General features: G+C 74.1%; 15 protein-coding genes and 1 pseudogene. 4 read left to right on the plus strand and 12 right to left on the minus strand.

The window, feature by feature from the left end:
- Positions 1-70: 70 nt before the first annotated feature.
- The 3 genes from SMD11_RS04525 to SMD11_RS04535 are packed head-to-tail and all read right to left on the minus strand — an operon-like array spanning position 71 to position 8,902.
- On the minus strand, positions 71-1,492 hold the full coding sequence (locus SMD11_RS04525; RefSeq protein WP_267896803.1) for a DHA2 family efflux MFS transporter permease subunit: 1,422 nt from the start codon (positions 1,490-1,492) through the stop codon (positions 71-73).
- Positions 1,489-1,692 carry an MbtH family protein gene (locus SMD11_RS04530; protein ID WP_087925191.1) on the minus strand — a complete coding sequence of 68 codons (204 nt, stop codon included), beginning with the start codon at positions 1,690-1,692 and terminating at the stop codon, positions 1,489-1,491. Before SMD11_RS04530 ends, SMD11_RS04525 begins: the two co-directional genes overlap by 4 nt.
- 4 nt (positions 1,693-1,696) lie before the next feature.
- Complete coding sequence (locus SMD11_RS04535) at positions 1,697-8,902, minus strand: amino acid adenylation domain-containing protein (RefSeq protein WP_087925192.1); 7,206 nt, start codon at positions 8,900-8,902, stop codon at positions 1,697-1,699.
- 141 nt (positions 8,903-9,043) lie between these two features.
- Here SMD11_RS04535 and SMD11_RS04540 point away from each other — a divergent pair, with 141 nt between their 5' ends.
- A complete protein-coding gene (locus SMD11_RS04540) occupies positions 9,044-10,177 on the plus strand; it encodes a M20 family metallopeptidase (protein WP_087925193.1) in 1,134 nt (377 codons plus the stop codon).
- A 65-nt stretch (positions 10,178-10,242) separates the two neighbouring features.
- On the opposite strand, the gene SMD11_RS04545 is transcribed toward SMD11_RS04540, so the two are convergent.
- On the minus strand, positions 10,243-11,250 hold the full coding sequence (locus SMD11_RS04545; RefSeq protein ID WP_087925194.1) for an ABC transporter substrate-binding protein: 1,008 nt from the start codon (positions 11,248-11,250) through the stop codon (positions 10,243-10,245).
- Positions 11,251-11,433: 183 nt separating this feature from the next.
- On the opposite strand from SMD11_RS04545, the gene SMD11_RS04550 reads away from it, so the two are divergent.
- The gene (locus SMD11_RS04550) at positions 11,434-12,231 is read left to right on the plus strand and encodes an ABC transporter ATP-binding protein (protein ID WP_087925195.1); all 798 of its coding nucleotides are present in this window, start codon (positions 11,434-11,436) and stop codon (positions 12,229-12,231) included.
- 61 nt (positions 12,232-12,292) lie between these two features.
- Positions 12,293-12,859, plus strand: a complete 567-nt coding sequence (locus SMD11_RS04555; RefSeq protein ID WP_087925196.1) for a TetR/AcrR family transcriptional regulator — start codon at positions 12,293-12,295, stop codon at positions 12,857-12,859.
- Between the two features lie 27 nt (positions 12,860-12,886).
- On the opposite strand, the gene SMD11_RS04560 is transcribed toward SMD11_RS04555, so the two are convergent.
- Positions 12,887-13,567 (minus strand): hypothetical protein, encoded by a 681-nt coding sequence (locus tag SMD11_RS04560; protein ID WP_087925197.1) that lies wholly within the window; start codon positions 13,565-13,567, stop codon positions 12,887-12,889.
- Positions 13,519-14,094 (minus strand): RNA polymerase sigma factor, encoded by a 576-nt coding sequence (locus SMD11_RS04565; protein WP_087925198.1) that lies wholly within the window; start codon positions 14,092-14,094, stop codon positions 13,519-13,521. Before SMD11_RS04565 ends, SMD11_RS04560 begins: the two co-directional genes overlap by 49 nt.
- Positions 14,095-14,378: 284 nt before the next feature.
- On the opposite strand from SMD11_RS04565, the gene SMD11_RS04570 reads away from it, so the two are divergent.
- Entirely contained in the window at positions 14,379-15,203 is an 825-nt protein-coding gene (locus SMD11_RS04570; RefSeq protein ID WP_087925199.1) for an SAM-dependent methyltransferase, read from the plus strand.
- 52 nt (positions 15,204-15,255) lie between these two features.
- Here SMD11_RS04570 and SMD11_RS04575 read toward each other — a convergent pair whose 3' ends face one another.
- From SMD11_RS04575 to SMD11_RS04600, 6 genes and pseudogenes are all read right to left on the minus strand, one after another.
- Positions 15,256-16,353, minus strand: coding sequence for a hypothetical protein (locus tag SMD11_RS04575; RefSeq protein ID WP_234365891.1), 1,098 nt, complete (start codon positions 16,351-16,353; stop codon positions 15,256-15,258).
- Between the two features lie 192 nt (positions 16,354-16,545).
- A pseudogene (locus tag SMD11_RS04580) lies at positions 16,546-16,930 on the minus strand (GntR family transcriptional regulator).
- Between the two features lie 54 nt (positions 16,931-16,984).
- Complete coding sequence (locus SMD11_RS04585; protein WP_234365892.1) at positions 16,985-17,971, minus strand: ABC transporter permease; 987 nt, start codon at positions 17,969-17,971, stop codon at positions 16,985-16,987.
- Positions 17,968-18,918 (minus strand): ABC transporter ATP-binding protein, encoded by a 951-nt coding sequence (locus tag SMD11_RS04590; protein WP_087925200.1) that lies wholly within the window; start codon positions 18,916-18,918, stop codon positions 17,968-17,970. Before SMD11_RS04590 ends, SMD11_RS04585 begins: the two co-directional genes overlap by 4 nt.
- Before the next feature lie 166 nt (positions 18,919-19,084).
- On the minus strand, positions 19,085-20,491 hold the full coding sequence (locus SMD11_RS04595) for a DHA2 family efflux MFS transporter permease subunit (protein WP_087925201.1): 1,407 nt from the start codon (positions 20,489-20,491) through the stop codon (positions 19,085-19,087).
- Positions 20,492-20,577: 86 nt separating this feature from the next.
- Positions 20,578-21,804 carry a cytochrome P450 gene (locus SMD11_RS04600; RefSeq protein ID WP_087925202.1) on the minus strand — a complete coding sequence of 409 codons (1,227 nt, stop codon included), beginning with the start codon at positions 21,802-21,804 and terminating at the stop codon, positions 20,578-20,580.
- Positions 21,805-21,826 lie beyond the last annotated feature (22 nt).

Raw genomic sequence — 21,826 nt, forward strand, 5'->3', positions numbered from 1 at the left:
TCCCGGACCGGCAGTGTGCCGGTCCGGGACCTCTGTCGTGGCGCGCGCGCCCTGTCGGGCGCGCGGGGTGTCAGGCGGCGGCCGGCGCCTGCTCGCCCTCCGGCTCGTCGTCGAAGGGCGGCGGGGCGGGGGCCTCCTTGGGCATCCGCAGGGCGAAGAGCGTGCCCGCGGCGACCAGGCCGGCGGTGACCAGGATGCCCGTGCGGTACGGGCCCGGGTCGGCGTCGTGCGTGGACGTGGCGCCCGCGGCGGAGATGACCGCGGCGACGGCCGCGATGCCCAGCGCCCCGCCCAGGGTGCGCACGATGGTGAACAGGGCCATGGCCTGGCCCATGGCCGGGGGCGGTACGTCCGCGAACCCGGCGATCTGCACCGTGATGACGGCCGTGCCCAGCACCAGGCCGACGCAGAACATCAGCGCCCGTACGGCCCAGGCGTTCTCGGCCACGCCCGGTACGGCGAGCGTGGCGAAGACCGCCGTCGCCAGGACCAGGGCGGGCACGGCGAGCCACCTGGGGCCGAGCCGGGGCATCAGCCGGTCGGAGACCTGGGAGGCCAGCATCAGGCCGAGCGCCTCCGGGAAGACGCTCAGGCCCGCGTCCAGGGCCGAGGCCCCGAGCGCCGCCTGGTAGAGCAGCGGGAAGGCGAAGAGGACGCCCATCAGCCCGGCCGAGGTGACCAGGGCGAGCACGGTGGCGGAGGCGAAGACCTTGTCCGCGAGGAGCCGCAGCCGGAGCAGCGGCGTCCTGGCGCGGACGAGGTGGACGCAGCCGGCGACCAGCAGGACGAGCCCGAGCGGGCCCGCCACGGCGACGGACGGTGAGGTCCAGCCGTGGGTGGGGCCGAAGCCCAGCGCGTAGGTGAGCAGGCCGAGCGCGGGGGTGGCGAGCAGGAAGCCCTTGAGGTCGAACCCGCCCTCGACGTCCTCCTTGTGCTCGCTCAGCCCCACCGTTCCCAGCAGCACCGCCGCCGCGCCGATCGGCACGTTGACGAAGAACAGCCAGTGCCAGGAGAGGTGCTCGGTGAGGAAGCCGCCCAGCGGCGGGCCGAGGGCCGGCATCAGGGCCGTCGGCACGATGAGCACCTTCGACAGCTTCATCCGCTCGTGCGGCGGGAAGGCGCGGAAGAGCAGCGTCATGCCGACGGGCGTGAGCAGGCCGCCCGCGATGCCCTGGACGACACGGGCGAGGACCAGCGTCTCCAGGTTCTGGGCGAGGCCGCAGACCGCGGAGGCCGCGGTGAAGACGGCGAGGGAGCCGAGGAAGACCCGCTTGGTGCCGAAGCGGTCGCCGAGCCAGCCCGCGACGGGCAGGGCGACGGCGAGCGCCACCAGGAAGGCGACCTCGACGGTGTTGGCGGCCGACACCGGCTCGCCGAAGTCCCGGGCGATGGTGAGCAGCGCCGGGTTGACGATCGTGGAGTCGAGCCCGTTCATGCACATCGCCGCCGTGTAGACGATCACGACGGCGACGCGCGGGGATATGCCCTTCACCCCTGGGCCGCCGGGGCCAGGTCGGTCCAGTTCTCGGTGATCCAGTCGAGGGCCGCCTGGCGCTCGCACGGGCCGTGGACGGCGGTCCAGCCGTCGGGAACGGCGGCGAACCCGGGCCAGAGGCTGTGCCGGCCCTCGGCGTTGACGAGGACGTGGAAGGGGCCGTCCCCGTCGAAGGGGTTGGCGGGTGCGTCGCTCATGGGGTCAGTTCTCCAGGTTCTTCAGCTGGTCGGCGATGACGCTCGCGATGTGCGCGATCGGTTCGGGCAGGGTCATGTCCTTGTGCGAGCAGGCGACGTCGGTGTTGTCGATCCGCCCGGTCACGTAGGGGGCCCAGGTGTCCGGGGTGAGGGTGTCGTCGATGGTGTCGACGGTGGCCCGGAAGAAGAGCACGTCGCCCCGGAAGACGCGGTGGTCGAAGGCGCGCACCAGGTGGTTGGTGTTGAGGTAGGTGCGGTTGAGGGCCTCGATGGTGGCGTCGTCCAGGCTGGCCAGCGGGGAGCCCTCGCGGCGCAGCACCTCGGTGACGTGGGCGAGCTCGAAGGGCTTGCCCTCCAGGCTGTCCGGTCCGTAGCCGCCCATGGCGAGCAGCGCCTCCAGGGCCTCGGCCTGGTCGGGGACGGGCAGCTCGCGGAAGCCCTCGGCGGGGTAGGCGTCGAGGATCGCGAGGGTCTCGACCTCCTGGCCGAGGTCCTGGAGGCGGGTGGCCATGGCGTGGGCGATGATGCCGCCGGTGGACCAGCCGAGCAGGCGGTACGGGCCTTCCGGCTGGACCTCGCGGAGCCGGTCGACGTAGTGGGCGGCGAGCTCCTCCAGGGTGGCGGGGAGGGGTTCGGCGGCGGTGGCCGGGCCGACGCCCTGGGCCTGCATGCCGTAGATCGGCACGTCGGCGGGAAGGTGGCGGATGATTCCGGCGTAGCACCAGCTGAGGCCGCCGGCGGGGTGGACGCAGTACAGCGGGGCCTTGTCGCCGGGGGCGGCCGGGCGCAGCGGGAGCAGGACGTCCAGTTCGTCGGTGCGGTCGGTGGCGTCGAGGGCGGCGTCCAGGGCGGCCGCGGTGGGCGCCTGGAAGATGGTCCCGATGCCGACCTCGGCGCCGAGTGCCTCCTTGACGCGGCCGGCGAGGCGCACGGCGAGGAGGGAGTGGCCGCCGAGGTCGAAGAAGTTGTCGTCGACGCCGACCCAGGGCAGGCCCAGCACATCGGCGAAGATCGCGCAGAGCTGTTCCTCGCGGGGGCCGCGGGGGGCGCGGCCCCCGGTGACGGCGGCGGCGAGGTCGGGGGCGGGGAGGGCCTTGCGGTCGAGCTTGCCGTTGGCGGTCAGCGGCAGCCGGTCGAGGAGGACGACGGCCGACGGGACCATGTGGCCGGGCAGTTCGGTGCCGGCGTGCTCGCGCAGCAGGGCGGGCGTGGTCTCGCGGGCGGGCACGGCGTAGGCGACGAGGCGCTTGTCGCCGGGGGTGTCCTCGCGGACGACGACGGCCGCGTCGGCGACGTCGGGGTGGTCGGCGAGGACGCCCTCGATCTCGCCGAGCTCGATGCGGAAGCCGCGGATCTTCACCTGGTGGTCGGCGCGCCCGAAGTAGTCGAGGTTGCCGTCGTGGCGGCGGCGCGCGAGGTCGCCGGAGCGGTACATGGGGGTGCCGCTCTCGCCGAAGAGGTGGGCGAAGGGGTCGGCGACGAAGCGCTCGGCGGTCAGGGCGTGGCGGCCGAGGTAGCCGCGGGCGAGGCCCTCGCCGGCGACGTACATCTCGCCGGTGACGCCGGGCGGCACGGGCTGGAGGTACTCGTCGAGGACGTAGACGCGCAGGTCGGGGATGTTGACGCCGATGGTGCTGGAGGCGCCGGCGGCGGCCTTCGCCCGGTCGAGCGCGATGTAGGAGACGTGCACGGTGGTCTCGGTGATGCCGTACATGTTGACGAGCGTGGGGGCGTCGTCGGCGTGCCGGTCGTACCAGTCGGCGAGGCGGGCGAGTTCGAGCGCCTCGCCGCCGAAGACGACGTAGCGCAGGGCCAGGTCGCTGCCGGGGTTCTCCTTGTCGGCGGCCATCAGCTGGTAGAAGGCGGACGGCGTCTGGTTGAGGACGGTGACGCGCTCGGCGGCCAGCAGCCGGAGGAAGGCGGCGGGGTCGCGGCTGACGAGGTGGGGGACGACGACGAGCCGGCCGCCGTGCAGGAGGGCGCCCCACATCTCCCAGACGGAGAAGTCGAAGGCGTAGGAGTGGAAGAGCGTCCAGACGTCGTCGGCGTCGAAGCCGAACCACTGGTCGGTGGCGGAGAACAGCCGGGCGACGTTGTGGTGGGTGACGGGGACGCCCTTGGGGCGGCCGGTGGAGCCGGAGGTGTAGATGACGTACGCGACGTCGTCGGGCCGCAGGGCGCGGGTGCGCTCGCCGGGGGTGAGGTCGGTGGCCGCGTGCTCCTCGGCGTCGGTGCCGTCGACGAGGACGACGGGCAGCTCGTGGGCCGGGACGCGGGCGGCGGTCGCGGTGTCGGTGACGACGGCGGCCGGGGCGGCGTCCTGGAGCATGTAGGCCAGGCGGTCGGCCGGGTAGTCCGGGTCCATCGGGAGGTAGGCGGCGCCGGACTTGGCGACGGCCAGCAGGCCGGTGACGAGGTCCGGGGAGCGCAGCAGGGCGAGGGCGACGATGGAGCCGGGGCCGATGCCGCGGGCGGCCAGCAGCCGGGCGAGGCGGTTGGCGCGGGCGGACAGCTCGGCGTAGGTGAGGGAGGCGTCCGCGCAGGTGACGGCGGTGCGGCCGGGGTGGCGGCGGGCGGCGTCCTCGTAGAGCTCGACGAGGGTCTGCTTGAACGGCTCGGGGGCGGGGGTGCCGGTGTTCCACTCGACGAGGGAGCGGTGGAGCTCGGTGTCGTCGAGGAGGGGCAGCCGGCCGAGGGGGGTGTCGGGGGCGGCCGCGGCGGCGGCGAGGAGCCGGGCGAGGTGGGTCGCGAGGGCCTCGGCGGTGGCCGCGTCGAAGAGGTCGGTGCGGTATTCGAGGAAGCCGGCGATGCCGCCGCCGGGCCGCTCACCGGCGTTGAGGGTGAGGTCGAACTTGGCGGTGCCGGAGGGGACCGCGTCCATGCGGGCGGTGAGGCCGGGGCCCATGGCGAACTCGGCGTCGGGCACGGACTGCCAGGCGAGCATCACCTGGAAGAGCGGGTGCCGGGCGAGCGAGCGGGGCGGGTTGAGGTCCTCGACGAGGCGGTCGAAGGGCAGGTCGGCGTGCTCGTAGGCGGCCAGCGTGGCGGTGCGGACGCGGTCCAGGAGGGTGCGGAAGGTCGGTGCGCCGGAGGTGTCGGTGCGCAGCACGAGGGTGTTGACGAAGAAGCCGACGAGGTCGGCGGTGGCGTCCTGGTCGCGGCCGGCGACGGGGGTGCCGACGGGGATGTCGGTGCCGCAGCCGTAGCGGGTCAGGAGTGCCGCGAGGGCGGCCTGGACGACCATGAAGACGCTGGTGCCGGTGGTGCGGGCGAGCGCTTCGACGGCGGCGTGGGCGGCCGGGTCGAGGTGGAAGGGGGCGGTGGCGCCGGCGTAGGAGGCGACGGCGGGGCGCGGCCGGTCGGTGGGGAGTTCGAGCTGGTCGGGGAGGCCGGCGAGGGCCTGCCGCCAGTGGTCGAGCTGCCGGCCGGCGAGCGGGGTGGGCGCGTCGGCGGTGCCGAGGAGGCGCTGCTGCCAGGCGGTGTGGTCGGTGTACTGGACGGGCAGCGGGGCGAACGCGGGGGCGCGGCCCTCGGCGCGCGCCGCGTAGGCGGTGGCGAGGTCGCGGGCGAGCGGTGTGGTGGAGGCGCCGTCGCCGGCGATGTGGTGCAGGAGGACGAGCAGCGTGTGCTCCTCGGAGCCCTCGGTGAAGAGCGTGACGCGCAGCGGGGGCTCGGCGGCCAGGTCGAAGCAGTGCCGCACGGCCTCGGTGAGGTCCGCGGTCCGCGGGGCGGTGTGCAGCTCGGGGCGGGCCTCGGCGGGCGTCAGGATCCGCTGGTAGGGCTCGTTGTCGGCCGCCGGGTAGACGGTCCGGAGGGTCTCGTGGCGCTCGGTCAGGTCGCCGAGGGCGAGGCGCAGCGCGTCCTGGTCGACGGGCCCGGTGAGGGTGAGCAGCAGGGGGATGTTGTACGTGGGGCTGGGGCCTTCGAGGCGGTGCATGAACCACAGCCGCTTCTGGGCCGGCGAGAGCGGCATGCGCTCCTCGCGGGGTACGGGCGCGAGCTCGGGCCGCTCCTCGGTGGTGTCCGGCGCGGTGGTGCCCGCCAGGAGCGTGGCGAGGGCGGCGGGGGTGGGGTGGCGGAAGACGTCGGCGAGTCCGAAGCCCTCGTCGAGGGTCTCGCGGACGCGGGCGGCGATCCGGCCGGCGAGCAGGGAGTGGCCGCCCAGCTCGAAGAAGTCGGCGTGCACGGAGGGGAGTTCCGGCAGGCCGAGGACGTCCTGGAAGAGGGCACAGAGGGTGGCCTCGCGCGGGGTGCGGGGCGCCTCGTGCGCGGTGGCCTCGGTGGGCTCGGGGTCGGGCAGGGCGCGGTGGTCGAGCTTGTCGTTGGCGGTGCGGGGCAGGGCGTCGAGGAGGACGATCGCGCCGGGCACCATGTGGGAGGGCAGCAGCTCGGCGAGGTGGGCGCGCAGGGCCTCGGCGTCGGTGGCGCCGGGCCCGGTGGGCACGGCGTAGCCGAGGAGCCGCTTGCCGTGCGCGGTGTCGCGGGCGATGACGGCTGCCTGGGCGACGGCGGGGTGGGCGGCCAGGGCGGCCTGGATCTCGCCGAGTTCGATGCGGAAGCCGCGGATCTTCACCTGGTCGTCGGCGCGGCCGAGGAACTCCAGGGTGTTGTCGGGGCGGCGGCGCACCAGGTCGCCGGTGCGGTACATGGCGGCGCCGGGCTCGCCGTGGAGGGCGCCGAAGGGGTCGGCGGTGAAGCGTTCGGCGGTGAGGTCGGGGCGGCCGAGGTAGCCGCGGGCCAGGCAGGCGCCGGCGATGTAGAGCTCGCCGGTGACGCCGGCCGGGGCGGGGCGCAGGGAGTTGTCGAGGACGTAGGCGCGGGAGCCGCGGACGGGGCTGCCGACGGCCGGGGCGTCCGCGCCGTCGCCGGGCACCCAGTAGTAGGCGTCGACGGTGGTCTCGGTGGGCCCGTAGAGGTTGAGGGGGGTGAGGCCGTCGGTGGCGGCGAGGGTCCGCCACAGCGGCTCGGGGACGGTCTCGCCGCCGACGACGACCATGGCGGGCCGGTGCCGGCCGGCGTCGAGGAGGCCTTCCGCGAGGAGCGCCTCGACGTAGGAGGGGGTGGCGTCGAGGTAGTCGACGCGGTGCTCGTGGACGTAGGCGGCGAGGGCGGCGGTGTCGCGGTAGCCGGCGTCGTCCAGGAGGTGCAGTTCGTGGCCGTGGACCATCCAGATGACGGGGTCCCAGGAGGCGTCGAAGGCGAAGGAGGCGCTGTGGGCGACGCGCAGCCGGTCCCGGCCGGCGCGGGCGACGGCGGGGGCGATGTGGTCGGTGCCGTGTCCGGCGTGGAGGTTGGCGAGCGAGGCGTGGGTGACGACGACGCCCTTGGGCCGGCCGGTGGAGCCGGAGGTGTGGATGATGTACGCGGCCTGGCCGAGGGTGGGCGCCTGCGGCGCGGTGGCGGGCCGGGCGTCGATCCGGGCGCGGGTGGCCGGGTCGTCGAGGAGCAGCGTGGGTATGGAGTGCGCGGGCAGGCCGGCGACGGCGTCGGCGGTGCCGACGACGCAGGCGGGTCTCGTGTCCTCCAGGACGGCGGTGAGGCGCTGTTCGGGGTGGCCGAGGTCCAGGGGCTGGCAGACGCCGCCCGCCTTGAGGACGGCGAGCAGGGCGACGACGGTGTCGGTGCCGCGGGGCAGGGCGAGGGCGACGGGGGTCTCGGCCCGTACGCCCGCGGCGATCAGCTCGTGGGCGAGGCGGTCGGCCCGCTCGTCCAGGTGGCCGAAGGTGAGGGCCGTGCCGTTGCTGCGGACCGCCACGGCGTCGGGGGTGCGGGCCGCCTGCGCGGCGAAGAGCTCGGGGAGGGTCCGCTCGGGGGCGGGCTCGCCGCGGCCGGCGGTGGCGCGGTGGATCTCGTCGGCGCCGAGGAGGTCGAGGGTGCCGACGGGCCGGGCCGGGTCGTCGAGGAGCAGGCCGGCGAGCGCGTCGAGGTAGCGGAGCAGGGCGTCCTCGTGGCCGGCGAGCGCCGCGTCGTCGTAGCGGGCGGGGTTGGCGTCGAAGCCGAGGCGCAGGGAGCCGTCGGGGGCCGGGGTGGCGGCGACGGCGAGGTCGTCGACGGGGCCGGCGGCGAGGTTGCGGACGGCGCCGGGCAGGCCGCCGAAGTCCAGGTCGCCCTCGAAGGCCTTGATGTTGACCATCGGGCCGAAGAGCGGGCTCTCGGCGCCGGTGAGGCCGAGGTCGTGGCGGAGGTCCTCCAGCCGGTAGCGCTGGTGGCGGCGGACGGCGCGGACGGCGAGGACGACGCGGCGCAGGAGCTCGGCGCCGGTGTCCTGGGGGCGCACGGTGATGCGCAGCGGCATGACGTTGACGGTCATGGCGGGGGTGCGCAGGGCGGCGGGGCCGCGGCGGTTCATCAGGGGCAGGCCGAGGACGACGTCGTGGGTGCCCGTGACGCGGTGCACGTATCCGGCGGTGGCCGCGATGAGGAGCTCGGCCCAGGTGGCCTTGACGGCGCCGGCGGCCGCCTCCAGGCGGGGCATGGTGCCGGCGGGGAGGGAGCCGGTGCGGCGCAGCGCGGCGCCGGCGGGGGCGGCGGGGCGGGTGGAGAGGGAGACGGGCTCGGGGCGGTCCGCGAGGTGCGTGCGCCAGAAGTCGCGGTCGGCGGTGTGGCGGGGGCTCGCGAGGTAGTCGGCCTCGTCGGCGACGAGTTCGCGCAGGGTGCCGAAGGGGTTCTCGGCGGGCTCCTCGCCGGCGGCCAGGGCGGTGTAGATCTCGGCGGTGCGGCGGCCGATGAGCGTCAGGGCGTAGGCGTCGACGGCGAAGTGGTGGACGCGCTGGTACCACCAGTAGCGCTCGTCGGCGAGGCGGAGAAGGGCCTGGGTGACGAGCGGTCCGCGGGTGAGGTCGACGGGGCGGTCGAGGTCCTCGCGCATCCAGCGCTCGGCCTCGGCCCGCGGGTCGGCGGCGGCGCGCAGGTCGAGGCGGTGCGGCTCGGTCTCCGCGCCGGTGACGAGGCGCTGCGCGGGCGGGGTGTCGGCGCCGGCCGGGGTGGCGAGCAGGGACAGGGTCTCGGCCTCGCGGGCGGTGCGGCGCAGGGCGCGCGCGAAGAGCTCCTCGTCCAGGGCGCCGGTTATCTCCACGCAGTCACCGGTGTTGTAGACCGGACTGTCGGGGGCGAGCTCCTGCGCGTAGAGGATTCCGGCCTGGGCGGCGAGCAGGGGCAGCTCGGCATCGGCGGGACCAGCAGCAGAAGGCTCGGCCTGGTGGTGACGCATGGCGTGGGGACTCCCGTTGTATGACAGCGATCTGGCCACACCGGACCCCCCGGCATGTCAGCTTAGGGAAGCCTAAGCTATTTTTTTGCCTGCCCGTGAGACTCCCTCAGCTGAGCGGGCAAAACGAACAGGAGCCACCTCATGACCGCGGCCGACGGCCTCAAATCCGCCCTGCGCGCACGCGTGCTCGACCACCGCGACGAACTCCTCTCGCTGAGCCGTCGCGTCCACGCGCATCCCGAGACCGCTTTCGAGGAGCACCGCGCCGCGGCGTGGTGCGCCGACTTCCTGCGCGGGCACGGTTTCGACGTGACGGCCCCGGCGTACGGGCTCGACACCGCGTTCGCCGCGACGGTGGGCTCCGGCCCGGTGACCGTGGCGCTCGCCTGCGAGTACGACGCGCTGCCCGGCCTCGGGCACGCCTGCGGGCACAACCTGATCGCCGCGGCGGGTCTCGGCGCGGCCCTGGCCCTCGCGCCGTACGCCGATGAACTCGGTCTGACGGTACGGGTCCTGGGCACCCCGGCCGAGGAGCGCGGCGCGGGCAAGGCGCTGATGCTGGAGGCGGGCGCCTTCGAGGGCGTGGACGCCGCGATGATGGTGCACCCGTGCCCGTTCGAGGTCGCGGAGTTCCGCTCGTTCGCCCTGGGCACGCTCTCCGTCGCGTACACGGGCAAGGCCGCCCACCCGAGCCTCAACCCGCACGAGGGCCGCAACGCCGCCGACGCCCTGACGGTCGCCCAGGTCGCCCTGGGGCTGCTGCGCCAGCAGCTGCCGCCGCACTGGAAGGTGCACGGTGTGACCACGGGCGCGGGGACGGCGCCGAACCTCATCCCGGACCGGGCGACGGCCGAGTACGAGATCCGCGCGTCGGCCGCCGAGGACCTGCGGGAGCTGCGGGAGCGCGTCGAGGCGTGCTTCCGGGCGGGGGCGCTGGCCACGGGCTGCGAGGTGGAGCTGACCCGGCCGGAGCCGGACTACCTCGACTTCCGCACCGACGCCGGGCTGATCTCGCTGTGGCAGGCCAACGCCCGCGCCCTGGGCCGTCCGGAGCCGCAGCGGCGTGACGCGTTCGCGTGCACGGACATGGGCAACGTCTCCCATGTCGTCCCGTCGATCCATCCCGTCCTCGACATCTCCGGTGGCGCGTGCGGCCCTCATGAGCCGGAGTTCGTCCGGGCCGCGGTGTCGCCGATGGGCGAGCAGGCGCTGCTCGACGGCGCGGTGGGCATGGCGTGGACGGCGGCGGACTTCGCGGCGGCGAAGCGGGCGTAGCGTCCCGGACCCGGTCATGGGAAGGGGCGGGCGGGGAAACCCCGCCCGCCCCTTCCGGCGCTCCGTCAGGACTTCGCGCCCAGCGCCTTCACGATGTCGTCGATGACGGCGGTGCTGGCCAGCGGGCCGCCGCGGGTCGACCAGACCGAACCGTCCACCGTCACGGCGTGGTTCTTCTTGACCGCGTTCAGCTCCTTGTAGGCCGGCTTCTCCTGGACGTCCTTCAGGGCCTTCTCACCGTCGGAGGTGAGGGTGGAGAGGAACAGCCAGTCGCCGTCGATCTCGTTGATCTTCTCAAGGCTGAGCGCCGGCGTGTGGGCGTTGCCGTCCTTGTCCTGGGACTTGGGGCGCTTCAGGCCCATGTCCAGGGCGACGCCGCTGGCGAACTGCTTCTTCTCCATCCAGCTGGGGCCGTCCGGGTTCCAGCGGACGATGCTGACCTCGGCGCCCTTGTTGTCGCCCAGGCCCTCGCCGGCCTTCTTGGCCTTGGCCTCGTAGTCGGTGATGACCTTGTTGGCCTTGTCCATGGCGTTCACGGCGTTGCCGATGCCCCGGAAGGAGAGCTTCCAGTCGTCGGTCGGGGCCATGGTGACCAGAGTGGCCGGGGTGATCTCGCGCAGCTGCTTGAGCACCTGCTCGTCCTGCATGTCACCGGCCAGGATGAGGTCGGGCTTGGCGGCCACGACCTTGTCCATCACCGGCTGGAGCAGGTTGCCGACGACGTTGATGCCCTTGACCTTGTCGTCGAGGTAGGCCGGCGGCTTGTTCAGGCCCTGGCCGTTGGTGATGCCGACCGGCTTGAGGCCGAGCGCGAGCACCGCGTCCAGGTCCTCCTGGGTGAGCGTCACGATCCGCTTGGGGTTCGCCGGGACCTGGACCGCCTTGCCGGTCGCGTCCTTGACCGTGCGCGTGCCGCCCGCCTCGGACTTCGACTCCGACTTCTTGTCGGAGCCCTTGTCCGAACCGGAGTCCGAGCCGCAGCCCGTCACCAGCACGGCTGCCGCCCCCACGGCGGCGAGGACCTGCACCGCGCGGCGCGGGGTGGACAGGAGGAGGCGGTGGGGTGCGGTCATCAAAAGCTCCGGACGTGAAAGGGGGCGCGAAAGGGGACGCGAGGGAACAGGGAAGGACAATCGCGGGTCGTACGGGTATCCCTCGTACTGACCTGCGACAGCCATTAGGTTAGCCTTACCTTAAAGCCCTCAGGCAAGAGGGTCCACATCAATCCCGGCGATCTTCTGGAAAGGCCTCTGCCCGTGGAGCTCCGCGTAGAACAGCTCGTCGCCGGCTACCCCGGCCACCGCGCCGTGGCCGGTGTCGACCTCACCATCCCCTCGGGACAGGTCGTCGCGATCGTCGGACCCAACGGCTGCGGCAAGTCCACGCTGCTGCGCTCCGTCGCCCGGCTCCACCAGCCCGAGTCCGGCCGGGTGCACGCCGGCGACGCCGACATCTGGCAGCTGAAGCAGCGCCAGGCCGCCCACCGCATCGCCCTCCTGCCCCAGTCGCCGCTCGCCCCCGAGGCGGTCACCGTCGCCGGGCTCGTGCGCTACGGCCGCCACCCGCACCAGGGCCTCTTCCGGCAGTGGTCGCGCGAGGACGAGCGGGCCGTCGAGGAGGCACTGCGGGCCACGGGCGTCGCCGCCCTCGCCGACCGCCGCCTGGACCAGCTCTCCGGAGGCCAGCGGCAGCGCTGCTGGCTGGCGATGGTCCTCGCCCAGGAGACCCCGATCGTCCTCCTCGACGAGCCGACCAGCGCCCTCGACATCGGCCATGCCGTGGAGGTCCTCGACCTCGTGCGCGAGGTGGCCGTCGCGGGCCGCACGGTCGTGATGGTCCTGCACGACCTGGCCAGCGCCGCGCGGTACGCCGACACGGTGGTCGCCATGAAGGACGGCCGCGTCGTGGCCCACGGCTCGCCGCGCGACGTCGTCGACACGGAGCTGGTGCGCGAGCTCTACGGCATCGAGGCGGACATCCTCCAGGCGCCGGACGACGGGTCGCCGGTCGTCGTCCCGTCGGCACGGCGGCCGGTGGCGGTCAGCGCGGCCTAGCCGCCCGCAGGCGTCCGGGGCGCCGCCCGGCACGGCCTGTACCCACGGGTACAGTTCCGGCGTGAGCACCTCGGACCGCCTCATCGAAAGCACCCGCGCCCTCCTGTGGGAACGCGGCTACGTCGGCACCAGCCCCAAGGCCATCCAGCAGCGCGCCGGCGCCGGACAAGGCAGCATGTACCACCACTTCACCGGCAAGCCGGACCTCGCCCTCGCCGCGATCCGCCGGACCGCCGAGGAGATGCGGGCCAAGGCCGAGGAACAGTTCTCCGGGCCGGGCACGGCCCTGGAGCGGGTCTCCGCCTATCTGCTGCGGGAGCGGGACGTCCTCAAGGGCTGCCCGGTCGGCGGGCTCACCCAGGACCCGGACGTGGTGGCCGACCCCGCGCTGCGCCGCCCCGTCGAGGAGACCTTCGACTGGCTTCGCGGCCGGCTCGCCGAGTTGCTCGCCGAGGGCCGCGAGCACGGCGAGCTGAACGCCTCCCTCGACCCCGCGCGGACGGCGTCGGCCGTGGTCGCCGTGCTCCAGGGCGGGTACGTCCTCGCCCGTGCGGCCGGCTCGGCCGAGCCGTACGACCAGGCGGTGGGGGGCGTGCTGGGGCTGCTCGCGGCGCACACCACGCCGTAGCGGCGGGCCCGTCCGCCGCTCCCCCGCTCACCTCTCGCGGGCCAGCCGCGCCACGAGGCCGGGGTCCGGCTGCGGCACCTCCCCGAAGTCCTCGTCGTCGCCGGCGACGGCGAGGCGGTTGACGACGCTCTCCAGCGCCGCGGGCAGATGGGGCGTGAGACCGCTGTGCCACTGGACCAGGAGCGCGTGCCGGGCGGCGTCCGGCAGCAGCCTCCGGCCACCGGCGGCCGGCCGGGCCGGCCGCGGCTCCCGCTCCTCCTCCGGGACGTGCGAGGCCTCCGCGCGCCAGAAGGCGGCGTCGCGGAACTCGCCGTTGCGGCGGTGCGAGAGGTGGAGGCAGTAGGCGGCGGTGCGGCTGCCACCGCCCGCGCCGAACCGCCACCAGAAGTCGGCAGCGCCGGTGTGCCCCACGACATGGAGGAGACAGGCGAAGACGAGCGCGCCCTCCGGGTCGATCCCCCGGCCGTCCTCCAGGCGTTCGAGGCTGGTGGCGGCCTCGGCGGCGCTGATGACGAGGACGCAGGCGAGGTCGAGCTCCTGGGAGGCCTCGTCGCGGGCGGTGGGGCCGCCGCCCGTGCCGCTCCGGGGGCCGGGGCCGGCGGGCCGCCCGCCCCGGCGGCGGTTCTCGAACTCCCCGGCGATGAGGCGGGCGTCGGTGGTCAGGACGGCTTCGACGACATCACCGTCGATGTCATTGCTGCGCGGCATGGGTTCCCCCTGACGGAATTCTGCGCCTCCAGCACCGAGGCGAGCCTGCGTTTCGCGTGGCCGATGTGGGAGCGCACCGAGGCCTCCTCGGTCCCGAGGAGGTCCGCGACCTGGGCCACGCTGTAGCCGATCAAGCTGTTGAGGACGAGGGCGTCGCACTGCCGCTCGGGCAGCCGGGCCAGGGCCGCGTAGAGCCCGATCCGCTGCTCCAGCCGCGCGAAGCGGCGCGCGCACTCCCCCGCCGGCGGCAGGTGGTCCCCGCCGCCGGTGCCGTGGAAGGCCGCCGTGGCCAGGGCGGTGCCCCGGCCGCGGTCGGTCAGCCAGCGGTCGACGCGCTCCTTCAGCAGCGACCAGGCGTAGGAGTCGGCCGACCGCCGGCGCAGGACGTGCGGCCACCGCGCGGCCAGCCGGTCGAAGGTCTCCTCGGAGATCCTGGCCGCGGCGTCCCGGTCGCCCGTGTGCACATAGGCGTAGACCCGCCACTTGCTCGCGTGCAGTTCACGGAAGGCGGCGAAGGTGATCGCCATCCGGCGTCCGTACGTGCCGGACGGCGGTGGCCGCTCCGAGTCTCCACTCACAGATCCCTCGATCCGTACGAAGCCGCGCGGTGTGGGCGGGTGTGCCGGTATGCGCTCGGCATCCAATGAACCGGAAAATTGATCCGGTCATGCGGCAACACATCAAAAATTTTAGCTCTCCGCATCCAACTGGTTACTCGTATGCGCTCATTGAAGTGGGTACGTATGACGACCCGACAATCCGCGGCAGCCGGTCCGGCCGGCGGGCCGCCCGTGCCGGGGAGGCGGACACGATGAGCGACGGCGGACGGGGAACGGCGGTCGACCTGCGGCTCGACCGGGCCCACCCGGCCCGGATCTACGACTTCCTGCTCGGCGGCCGTACGCACTTCGCCGCCGACCGCGAGGCCGCCCGCCGGGTGCTCTCGGCCTTCCCCCCGGCCGCGGCGGCGGCCCGGATCAACCGCGCGTTCACCCACCGGGCGGCCCGGCACCTCGCCCGCGAGGGCATGGGCCAGTTCCTCGACATCGGCACCGGCATCCCGACCTCGCCCAACCTCCACGAGACCGTCCAGGCGGTCCGGCCCGACGCCCGCGTCGTCTACACCGACAACGACCCCGTCGTCCTCGCGCACGCCGCCGCCCTGCTGCACGGCCGGCCCGAGGGGCGTACGGCATACGTCCAGGCCGACGTCACCGATCCGGCCGCCGTCCTCGGCGCGCCGGGCCTGCGGGAGACCCTCGACCTCGGCAGGCCGGTGGCCCTGGTCCTGGTCGCGCTGCTGCACTTCGTCCCCGACGACGGGTGCGACCGCGCCCACGCGGCCGTCGAGGAGCTCAAGGCCGCGGTGCCCAGCGGCAGTACGCTCACGGCGACGCACGCCACCCGCGAGTTCGCCCCGGCGGCCATGGCCCGGGTCGCCGAGGTGTACCAGCGGGCCGGGACGCCCTTCCAGTTGCGCACGGAGGCCGCCTTCCGCCGCTTCTTCGACGGCTGGGAGCTGCTGGAGCCGGGCGTCACGCTCACCCATCGCTGGCGCCCCGACCGGCCCGGGGACGCCCTGCGCGCCACGTCGGCGGAGGCCGCCTGCTACGCCGCGACGGCCCGCAAGCCGTAGCCGGGGCCCGGCGGGCGCCCCCGTCCATGACGTCCGTAACCGCATGCCGGCGCTAGATGGCGTAGTGCCAGGCCGTGAGCATGTACGCCCCGTACCAGCAGCCGAAGAGGGTGGCGGCGGTCAGTGAGAGAACCACCGTGCGGTCGGTGGCCCGGGCCAGCGCACGGGCGGCGGGCATGAGGAAGAGGACGGCGGGGACCAGCAGCCGCAGCTTGGAGTGCGAGTAGTTGCTCTGCGCGAGGGTGAGCACGACGATGCCCGTGCCGTAGACGAGCAGCGGCGGCCAGGTGCCGCGGTGCCAGGTGAGGAACGTGGCGCAGAGGAGGCCGAGGAGGAGGACGGCGGTGCTCACCGCCACCCAGCCCTCGCCCCGCCGGAGGGTCTCGCCGAGGAAGTCCAGGAAGGCGGCGCCGTTGTCCCAGCGGGTGCCCCAGCCGGCTTCCTGGATGCGGAACCACGCGCCCGGCTCGCCGAGCCGCTGCCCCACCCACCACAGGTAGAGGGGGGTGCCCGCGCAGCCGAGGGCGACGGCCACGACCGGGCGCCAGGTGAGGCGGCGCTCGCGCAGCAGGCGCAGTCCGGCGGCGACGGCGAGGGCGGCGACCACGGCCGCGGCGGCGGGCCGGGTCAGTCCGGTGAGGAAGGCGAGGGCGCCGGCGGTGAGCCAGGCGTGGCGGTGCGCGGCGAGGAGCGTCCCGACGGCCAGGGCCAGGAAGAGCGCCTCGCTGTAGGACATCAGGAAGGCCAGGGCCATCGGCTGTGCCCCGGCCAGCAGGACGAGGGCGACGGTCGCGGTCCGGCGCCCGTACAGCCGGTCGACGAGGCGGTGCGTGACGACGAGCGCGGCGATCAGCGAGAGGTGGGCGGCGGCGATGCCCGAGGTCCCGTGGTCGAGGCGGGTGACGGTGTGGACCACCCGGACCAGGATCGGGAACAGCGGGAAGAACGCCAGGTTGTTGCCGGTGAGCCGGCCGTCCTCGCCGTAGCTGAAGGAGTCGGGGTAGCCGTGCTCCGCGATGTCGACGTAGAGGCCCCCGTCCCAGGCCAGCAGCCGCTTGCGCAGGCCCGGGTCGTCAGGGCCGCTCATGGCGGCGAGCAGGGCGAGATGGAGTGCGGCGGTGACGGCGTAGACCACGAGCGCGGGCCGCACCTGAGCGAAGATACGTTTCGCCGGAGAGACGGGCTCCGGCTTCCTCCACGACGGCCGGGGGCGGGGCTCCGTCGCGGAGGAGCCGGGTATCAGATCCGGTTTCATCGATTTCATGCCGTTTCGTCGGGTGAGAGCCGTGGGTGTCCGGGGTGGTTCGGGCCGCGCGCGCGGGGGCGGCGGCGGAGGGGCCGGTCAGACCGTGGGGTAGTGCTCCGCGCGCGCGGCGGTGACCAGGGCGGAGACGTCCGCCCAGTCGAGCCCCGCCGCGCGTGCCCGGCCCATCCAGTCCGACAGCTCCCCCGGAACGGGGAGTCCCCAGGGGCCGCGCCTGCGCCGGGACGGCGCTGATGAACGTCCCCACACCGGGGCGGGCTTCGACGAGCCCCAGGTGTTCGAGCTCCCGGTACGCCTTGAGCGTCGTGTTGGGGTTGAGCTTGGTGTCCCGGGCCACGCGCGCCGCGGTCGGCAGCTGATCGCCCACGGCGAGGATGCCCAGCCGCAGCGACTCCTGCACCTGCTGGACGATCTGGAGGTAGGCGGCCATGCCGCTGTGCCGGTCGATCCTGAACTCGACCATGTACCGGCCCCCCTCAATCCATGCGTGTGCGCGTCGACCCGATGGCGGCACGGCTCACAGGGGGCGCCTGCGGGCCCACCACACGGTGAAGGTGAGGATCGCGGCGGCCAGGGCCAGCAGGATCGCGGCGCCCGTCCATTGCATGGCGTTCATCTGGTCGTACCCGAAGTATTCCAGGCGGTGGGCGACGATACCCTCGTTCGCCCGGCAGCCCTCGGGGGTGCGCTCGTTGAAGCAGGTGCCGAAGCCGTGCAGCCCGCCGTGCGCGTCGACGGTCCACTCGTCGTGGCGCACCGCGCCCTCGGGCAGCGAGGGCCGGCCCGCCTCCACCGGGGAGGTGACGGCGCGGGCGGTGCCGAGCCGCGGCCGGACGGCGTCCCACACGACCTCCACGGCGTAGGTGAAGCCGAAGGCCAGCACCATCGCGGCCACCGTGCGGCGGACGAACATGCCGAGGGCGGCGCCCGCGGCGAAGTGCAGCAGCGCCATCGCCACCAGCATGGGGCCGGTGTTGTCGAAGACTCCGCTCTCGTCCCAGTGGCCGCTGTTGACGTAGAGGTGCGCGGGCTCCCACCACCAGGTGAAGACGGCGGAGAGGGCGGCCGAGCACACGAGGGTGACCAGCGCCGCGAGGCCGAGCTTGGTGGCGATCCAGCGGCCGCGCGTCACCGACTGAGTGGTGACCAGCTTCACGGTGCCGCGCTCGCGGTCGCCGGAGATCAGCGGGGCGCCGAGGAAGACGCCGGCGACGACGGGCACCAGCGACAGCGTCCAGACGGCGTTCTGGAAGGCGGAGGACTGCGCGCCCTGGAAGGCCTCCAGGAGGTCGACGGCCGTGCCCTCGGCCCGGCCGCGCGCGAGGAAGTCCTGGGTGGCGCCGCGCTGCCACAGCATGTTCACGCACGAGGCCGCGGCGAGCAGGAGGCAGGCGACGAAGGCGGTGCGGTGCTGGCGCCAGACCAGCCAGGCCATGCCGCGCAGGACGCGGGGCGGCCGCTTGCCGCCGCCGGCGCGCGGGGTTTCCTTCACGGTCGTGGTCACGCCGCCACCTCCGGTGCGTCGTCGTGGTCGGCGGGCCGGGCGTCCGCGGTGATCAGGGGTGGTGTCCCGGGCGACCTCAAGTAGGCGAGGAGCACCTCTTCGAGGGTGGGCTCGCTGATCCGCCAGTCGCCCTCCACCGGGCCGTCCGGGCGGATCAGCCCGGTGAACTGGCGCCCCACGACGCGGGATTCCACGACGGTGTGCCGGGCGATCTCCGGCGGGACGCCGTCCACCAGCCGGGCTCCGGTCACCAGGCTGTGGGCGGACAGCAGCGCGTCGACGTCACCGGCGAGGCGGAGCCGGCCGTCGGCGACGGCCAGCAGGTAGTCGCACATGGTGGAGACGTCGGCCAGCTGGTGCGAGGACATGACGACGGTCGTGCCCTGCTCGGCGGCCTCGGACATCAGCAGCCCGGCGATCTCGTGGGCGGCGAGCGGGTCCAGCTCAGCCATGGGCTCGTCCAGGAGCAGCAGGTCGGGGCGCTTACCGAAGGCCAGGGCGAGGGCGACCCGGGAGCGCTGGCCGCCGGAGAGGGCTCCGGTCCGCGCGTGCAGGGGCACCTTGCCGGAGCGGACGATCCGCGTCGCGACCTCACTGTCCCACCGGGGGTTGAGCTCCTCGCCCATCCGCAGGTGGTCCTCGACGGTGAAGCGCGGGAACAGCGGCTTGTCCTGTGCCAGGAAGGCACACCGCGCCAGCACGCCGGCCTCGGCCACGGGCGTGCCGAACAGCCGCAGGCTCCCGTTCGTGGGCCGGGTGATGCGGGCGGCCATGTTCAGCAGCGTGCTCTTGCCCGCGCCGTTCGATCCCACGAGTCCGCACACGACACCGGCCGGCACCCGGAACGAGCAGTCGCGGACGGCCCAGCGCCGCCGGTACCGCTTGCCGAGTCCGCGCGCCTCGATCGCCCAGCGGCTCCCGTCACCGCCCGGAGATATCCCCACCATTGCCCACCTTGCTATTCCACTAGTCAGCTAGTGGAATGAGCATTGTCGATCAGCCCTCCCCGTGTCAACACACACGAAAGGGCCGGACGGCCGCTCGCGGTTGGGGCCGCGGCGGCCGTCCGGCCCGGGGGGAGGGGGAGTGGTATCGGGAGCCCGGGGGCGGGCGTCAGGCCGCGGGCTTCTTCGCGGCCCGGGGGATGAACAGGCAGGCGAGCGCCGCGAGCGCGGACGCGGCGAGGGTGAACTCCCAGCCGTGGTCGAAGGCCGTGACGGCGTCGCCCGCGCCGGGGGTGCCGAGGAAGGCGACCAGCAGGGCCACCCCGAGGACCGAGCCGACCTGACGGGCCATGGTGACCACGGCCGAGCCGGTGGAGAAGCTCTGCGGCGGAAGGGCCGTCACGGCGGCGCCGACGAGGGTCGGCACGACCAGGCCCACCCCGATGCCGGTGAGCAGCATGCCGGGGAGGAAGCCGGCGACGTAGTCGTGCGAGGTGTCCAGGCGGTAGATCCACCAGCCGATGCCCACGCAGAAGAGCACGGAGCCGATCGCGGAGACCGCGCCCGAGCCGATCCGGCGGATGAGCGGGCCGACGCCCATGGCGAAGGCGGGGACCATGACCGGGCCGGGCGCGATGGCGAGGCCGGTGCGCAGCGGGGACCAGTGCCAGACCTGCTGGCACCAGAGCACCGCGGAGAGCAGCATCGCGCCGAAGGCCACCGCGAACAGGAGGTTGGCGAAGGTCGCCGGGCCCACGGGCCGGATCCGCAGGAGGTCCAGGGGCAGGATCGGGGACGGGTGGCGGGAGGAGCTGAGGACGAAGCAGGCGAGCAGGACGACGCCGGCCACCAGCGAGCCGATGACCCCGCCGGAGGCCCAGCCCCAGTCGTCGCTCTTGACCAGGCCGAGGGCGAGGACGGCGATGCCGAGGGTGAGCAGGACGGCGCCGGCGAGGTCCAGCCGGTCGGCGGTCGGGCGGGACGGGGTGCGCGGCAGCACCCGGGCGCCGACGACGAGGGCGAAGACGCCGATGGGCAGGTTGATCAGGAAGACCCAGCGCCAGTCGAGCTGGGTGAGCAGACCGCCGATGACGGGGCCGAGCGCGGCGGCCAGTCCGCTGATCGCGGTCCAGGCGCGCACCGAGGCCACCCGCTTCTCCGGCGGGGCCGCGGCGAGCAGGAGACCCAGGGAGGACGGGATCAGCATGGCCGCCCCGACCGCCTGGACCACCCGGGCGGCGACCAGGACCCAGACGCCCGGCGCCACCGCGCAGGCGGCGGAGGCGAGCGTGAAGACGGCTATGCCCAGCAGGTACGCCTGCCGCGGGCTGGTCCGGTCGGCGAGGCTGCCGGCCGGGATGAGCAGCGCGGCGAAGATCACGGCGTAGGCGTTGAGGATCCACGACAGCGAGGCCAGCGACGACCCGGAGAACTGTGCGCCGATGTCGGGCAGGGCGACGTTGACGATGAACATGTCGAGATTGGACATCGCCACGCCGGCCACCACGACGGCGAACACCGGACCGAAGCGGGGCTTGGTGACGCTGCCCGCCTCACCGGCGGCGGTCTGAGTCATCGCTCTCCTCGTTAGTGAGTTGGTTTTTCCAACTCACGCGAGCATACCGCGCCCCGCAGAACGTCTCCCCTGTTCATGAAGAGGCGTCAGCCACACTTCACGGGCAGCCGGTCGAACCCCCGCTGCACCAGCTGGTCGCGGAAGGTGGGCTCCCCCGCCGGCCCCAGCGCCGGGAACCGGCGCAGCAGCCGGGGCAGCGCGATCTCCGCCTGCATCCGGGCCAGCGCCGCCCCGAGACAGAAGTGCGCGCCGCCGCTGAACGTCAGCGCGTGGTTCCCCGTGCGGTACGGGTCGAAGCGCAGCGGGTCGGGGAAGCGGCGCGGGTCGCGGTTGCCGGCCGCGATGAGGAGGGTGACCTTCGTCCCCTCGGTCAGCGGCACGCCGAAGAACTCCAGGTCGGTCGCGGCCATCCGGTTGAGCGCCTGGGCGGCGGGGTCGAAGCGCAGGGTCTCCTCGATGTAGCCCGGGGCGAGTCCGTCGTCCTCGCGGAGCGCGTCGGCGTGCCCGGGGTGGTCGAAGGCCAGCCGCAGCGCGTTGCCGATGAGGTCCATGGGGGCCTCGGTGCCGGCGACCAGGAGCAGCATGAAGTTGGCGATCAGCTCGTCCTCGCTGAGCTCGCCGCTCTCGTCCCGGGCCCGGGTCATCGCGCTGACCAGGTCGTCGCGGGGCGCGGCGCGGCGGGCGGCGGCCAGCTCGGTGAAGTACGCGGCCATCCACTCCATGCCGCCGTCGCCCCGGTCGAGCTGGGAGAGGTCGCGGATCGGCTCCAGGGCGGTGGTGATGTCCCCGACGGGCCCCCGGAAGGCCGCCTGGTCCTCCTCGGGGATGCCCAGCAGCGCGCCCATCACGGCCATCGGCACCCGGAAGGCGAACTCCGCCATGAAGTCCACCGGGGCGCCGTCCGCCGCGAGTCCGGCGAGCCGGTCGATCAGCCCGTCGATCAGGCCCTCGACCACGGGCCGCAGCTCGGCGATCCGCCGCGGGGTGAACGCGCCGCTGAAGAAGCGCCGGTAGCGCTCGTGGTCCGGGGAGTTGCTGAAGAGCATGTTCCGCGCGAGCCAGACCCAGGAGGAGTGGTCACGCCAGCCGGGCATCATCCGGTCCTGCACCGGCCCGTCGGTGGACAGCAGCCGGGGCTCGCGCAGGGCGCGGAAGCACTCGGCGTGGCCGGTGACGACCAGCTGGTCCGGGCCGAGCCGCAGCAGCGGCCCGTACGCGCGGAGCGCCTCGTAGAGGGGGTACGGGTCACGCTTGCCCGCCGGGGTCATCAGTGTCGTCATCGCGACGCCGGGGTCCGTCACCGGTGTGCTCATCTGTTCTCCTCGTGGAACGTTC

It is taken from the genome of Streptomyces albireticuli, from assembly GCF_002192455.1.
Taxonomy (GTDB): Bacteria; Actinomycetota; Actinomycetes; order Streptomycetales; family Streptomycetaceae; genus Streptomyces; species Streptomyces albireticuli_B.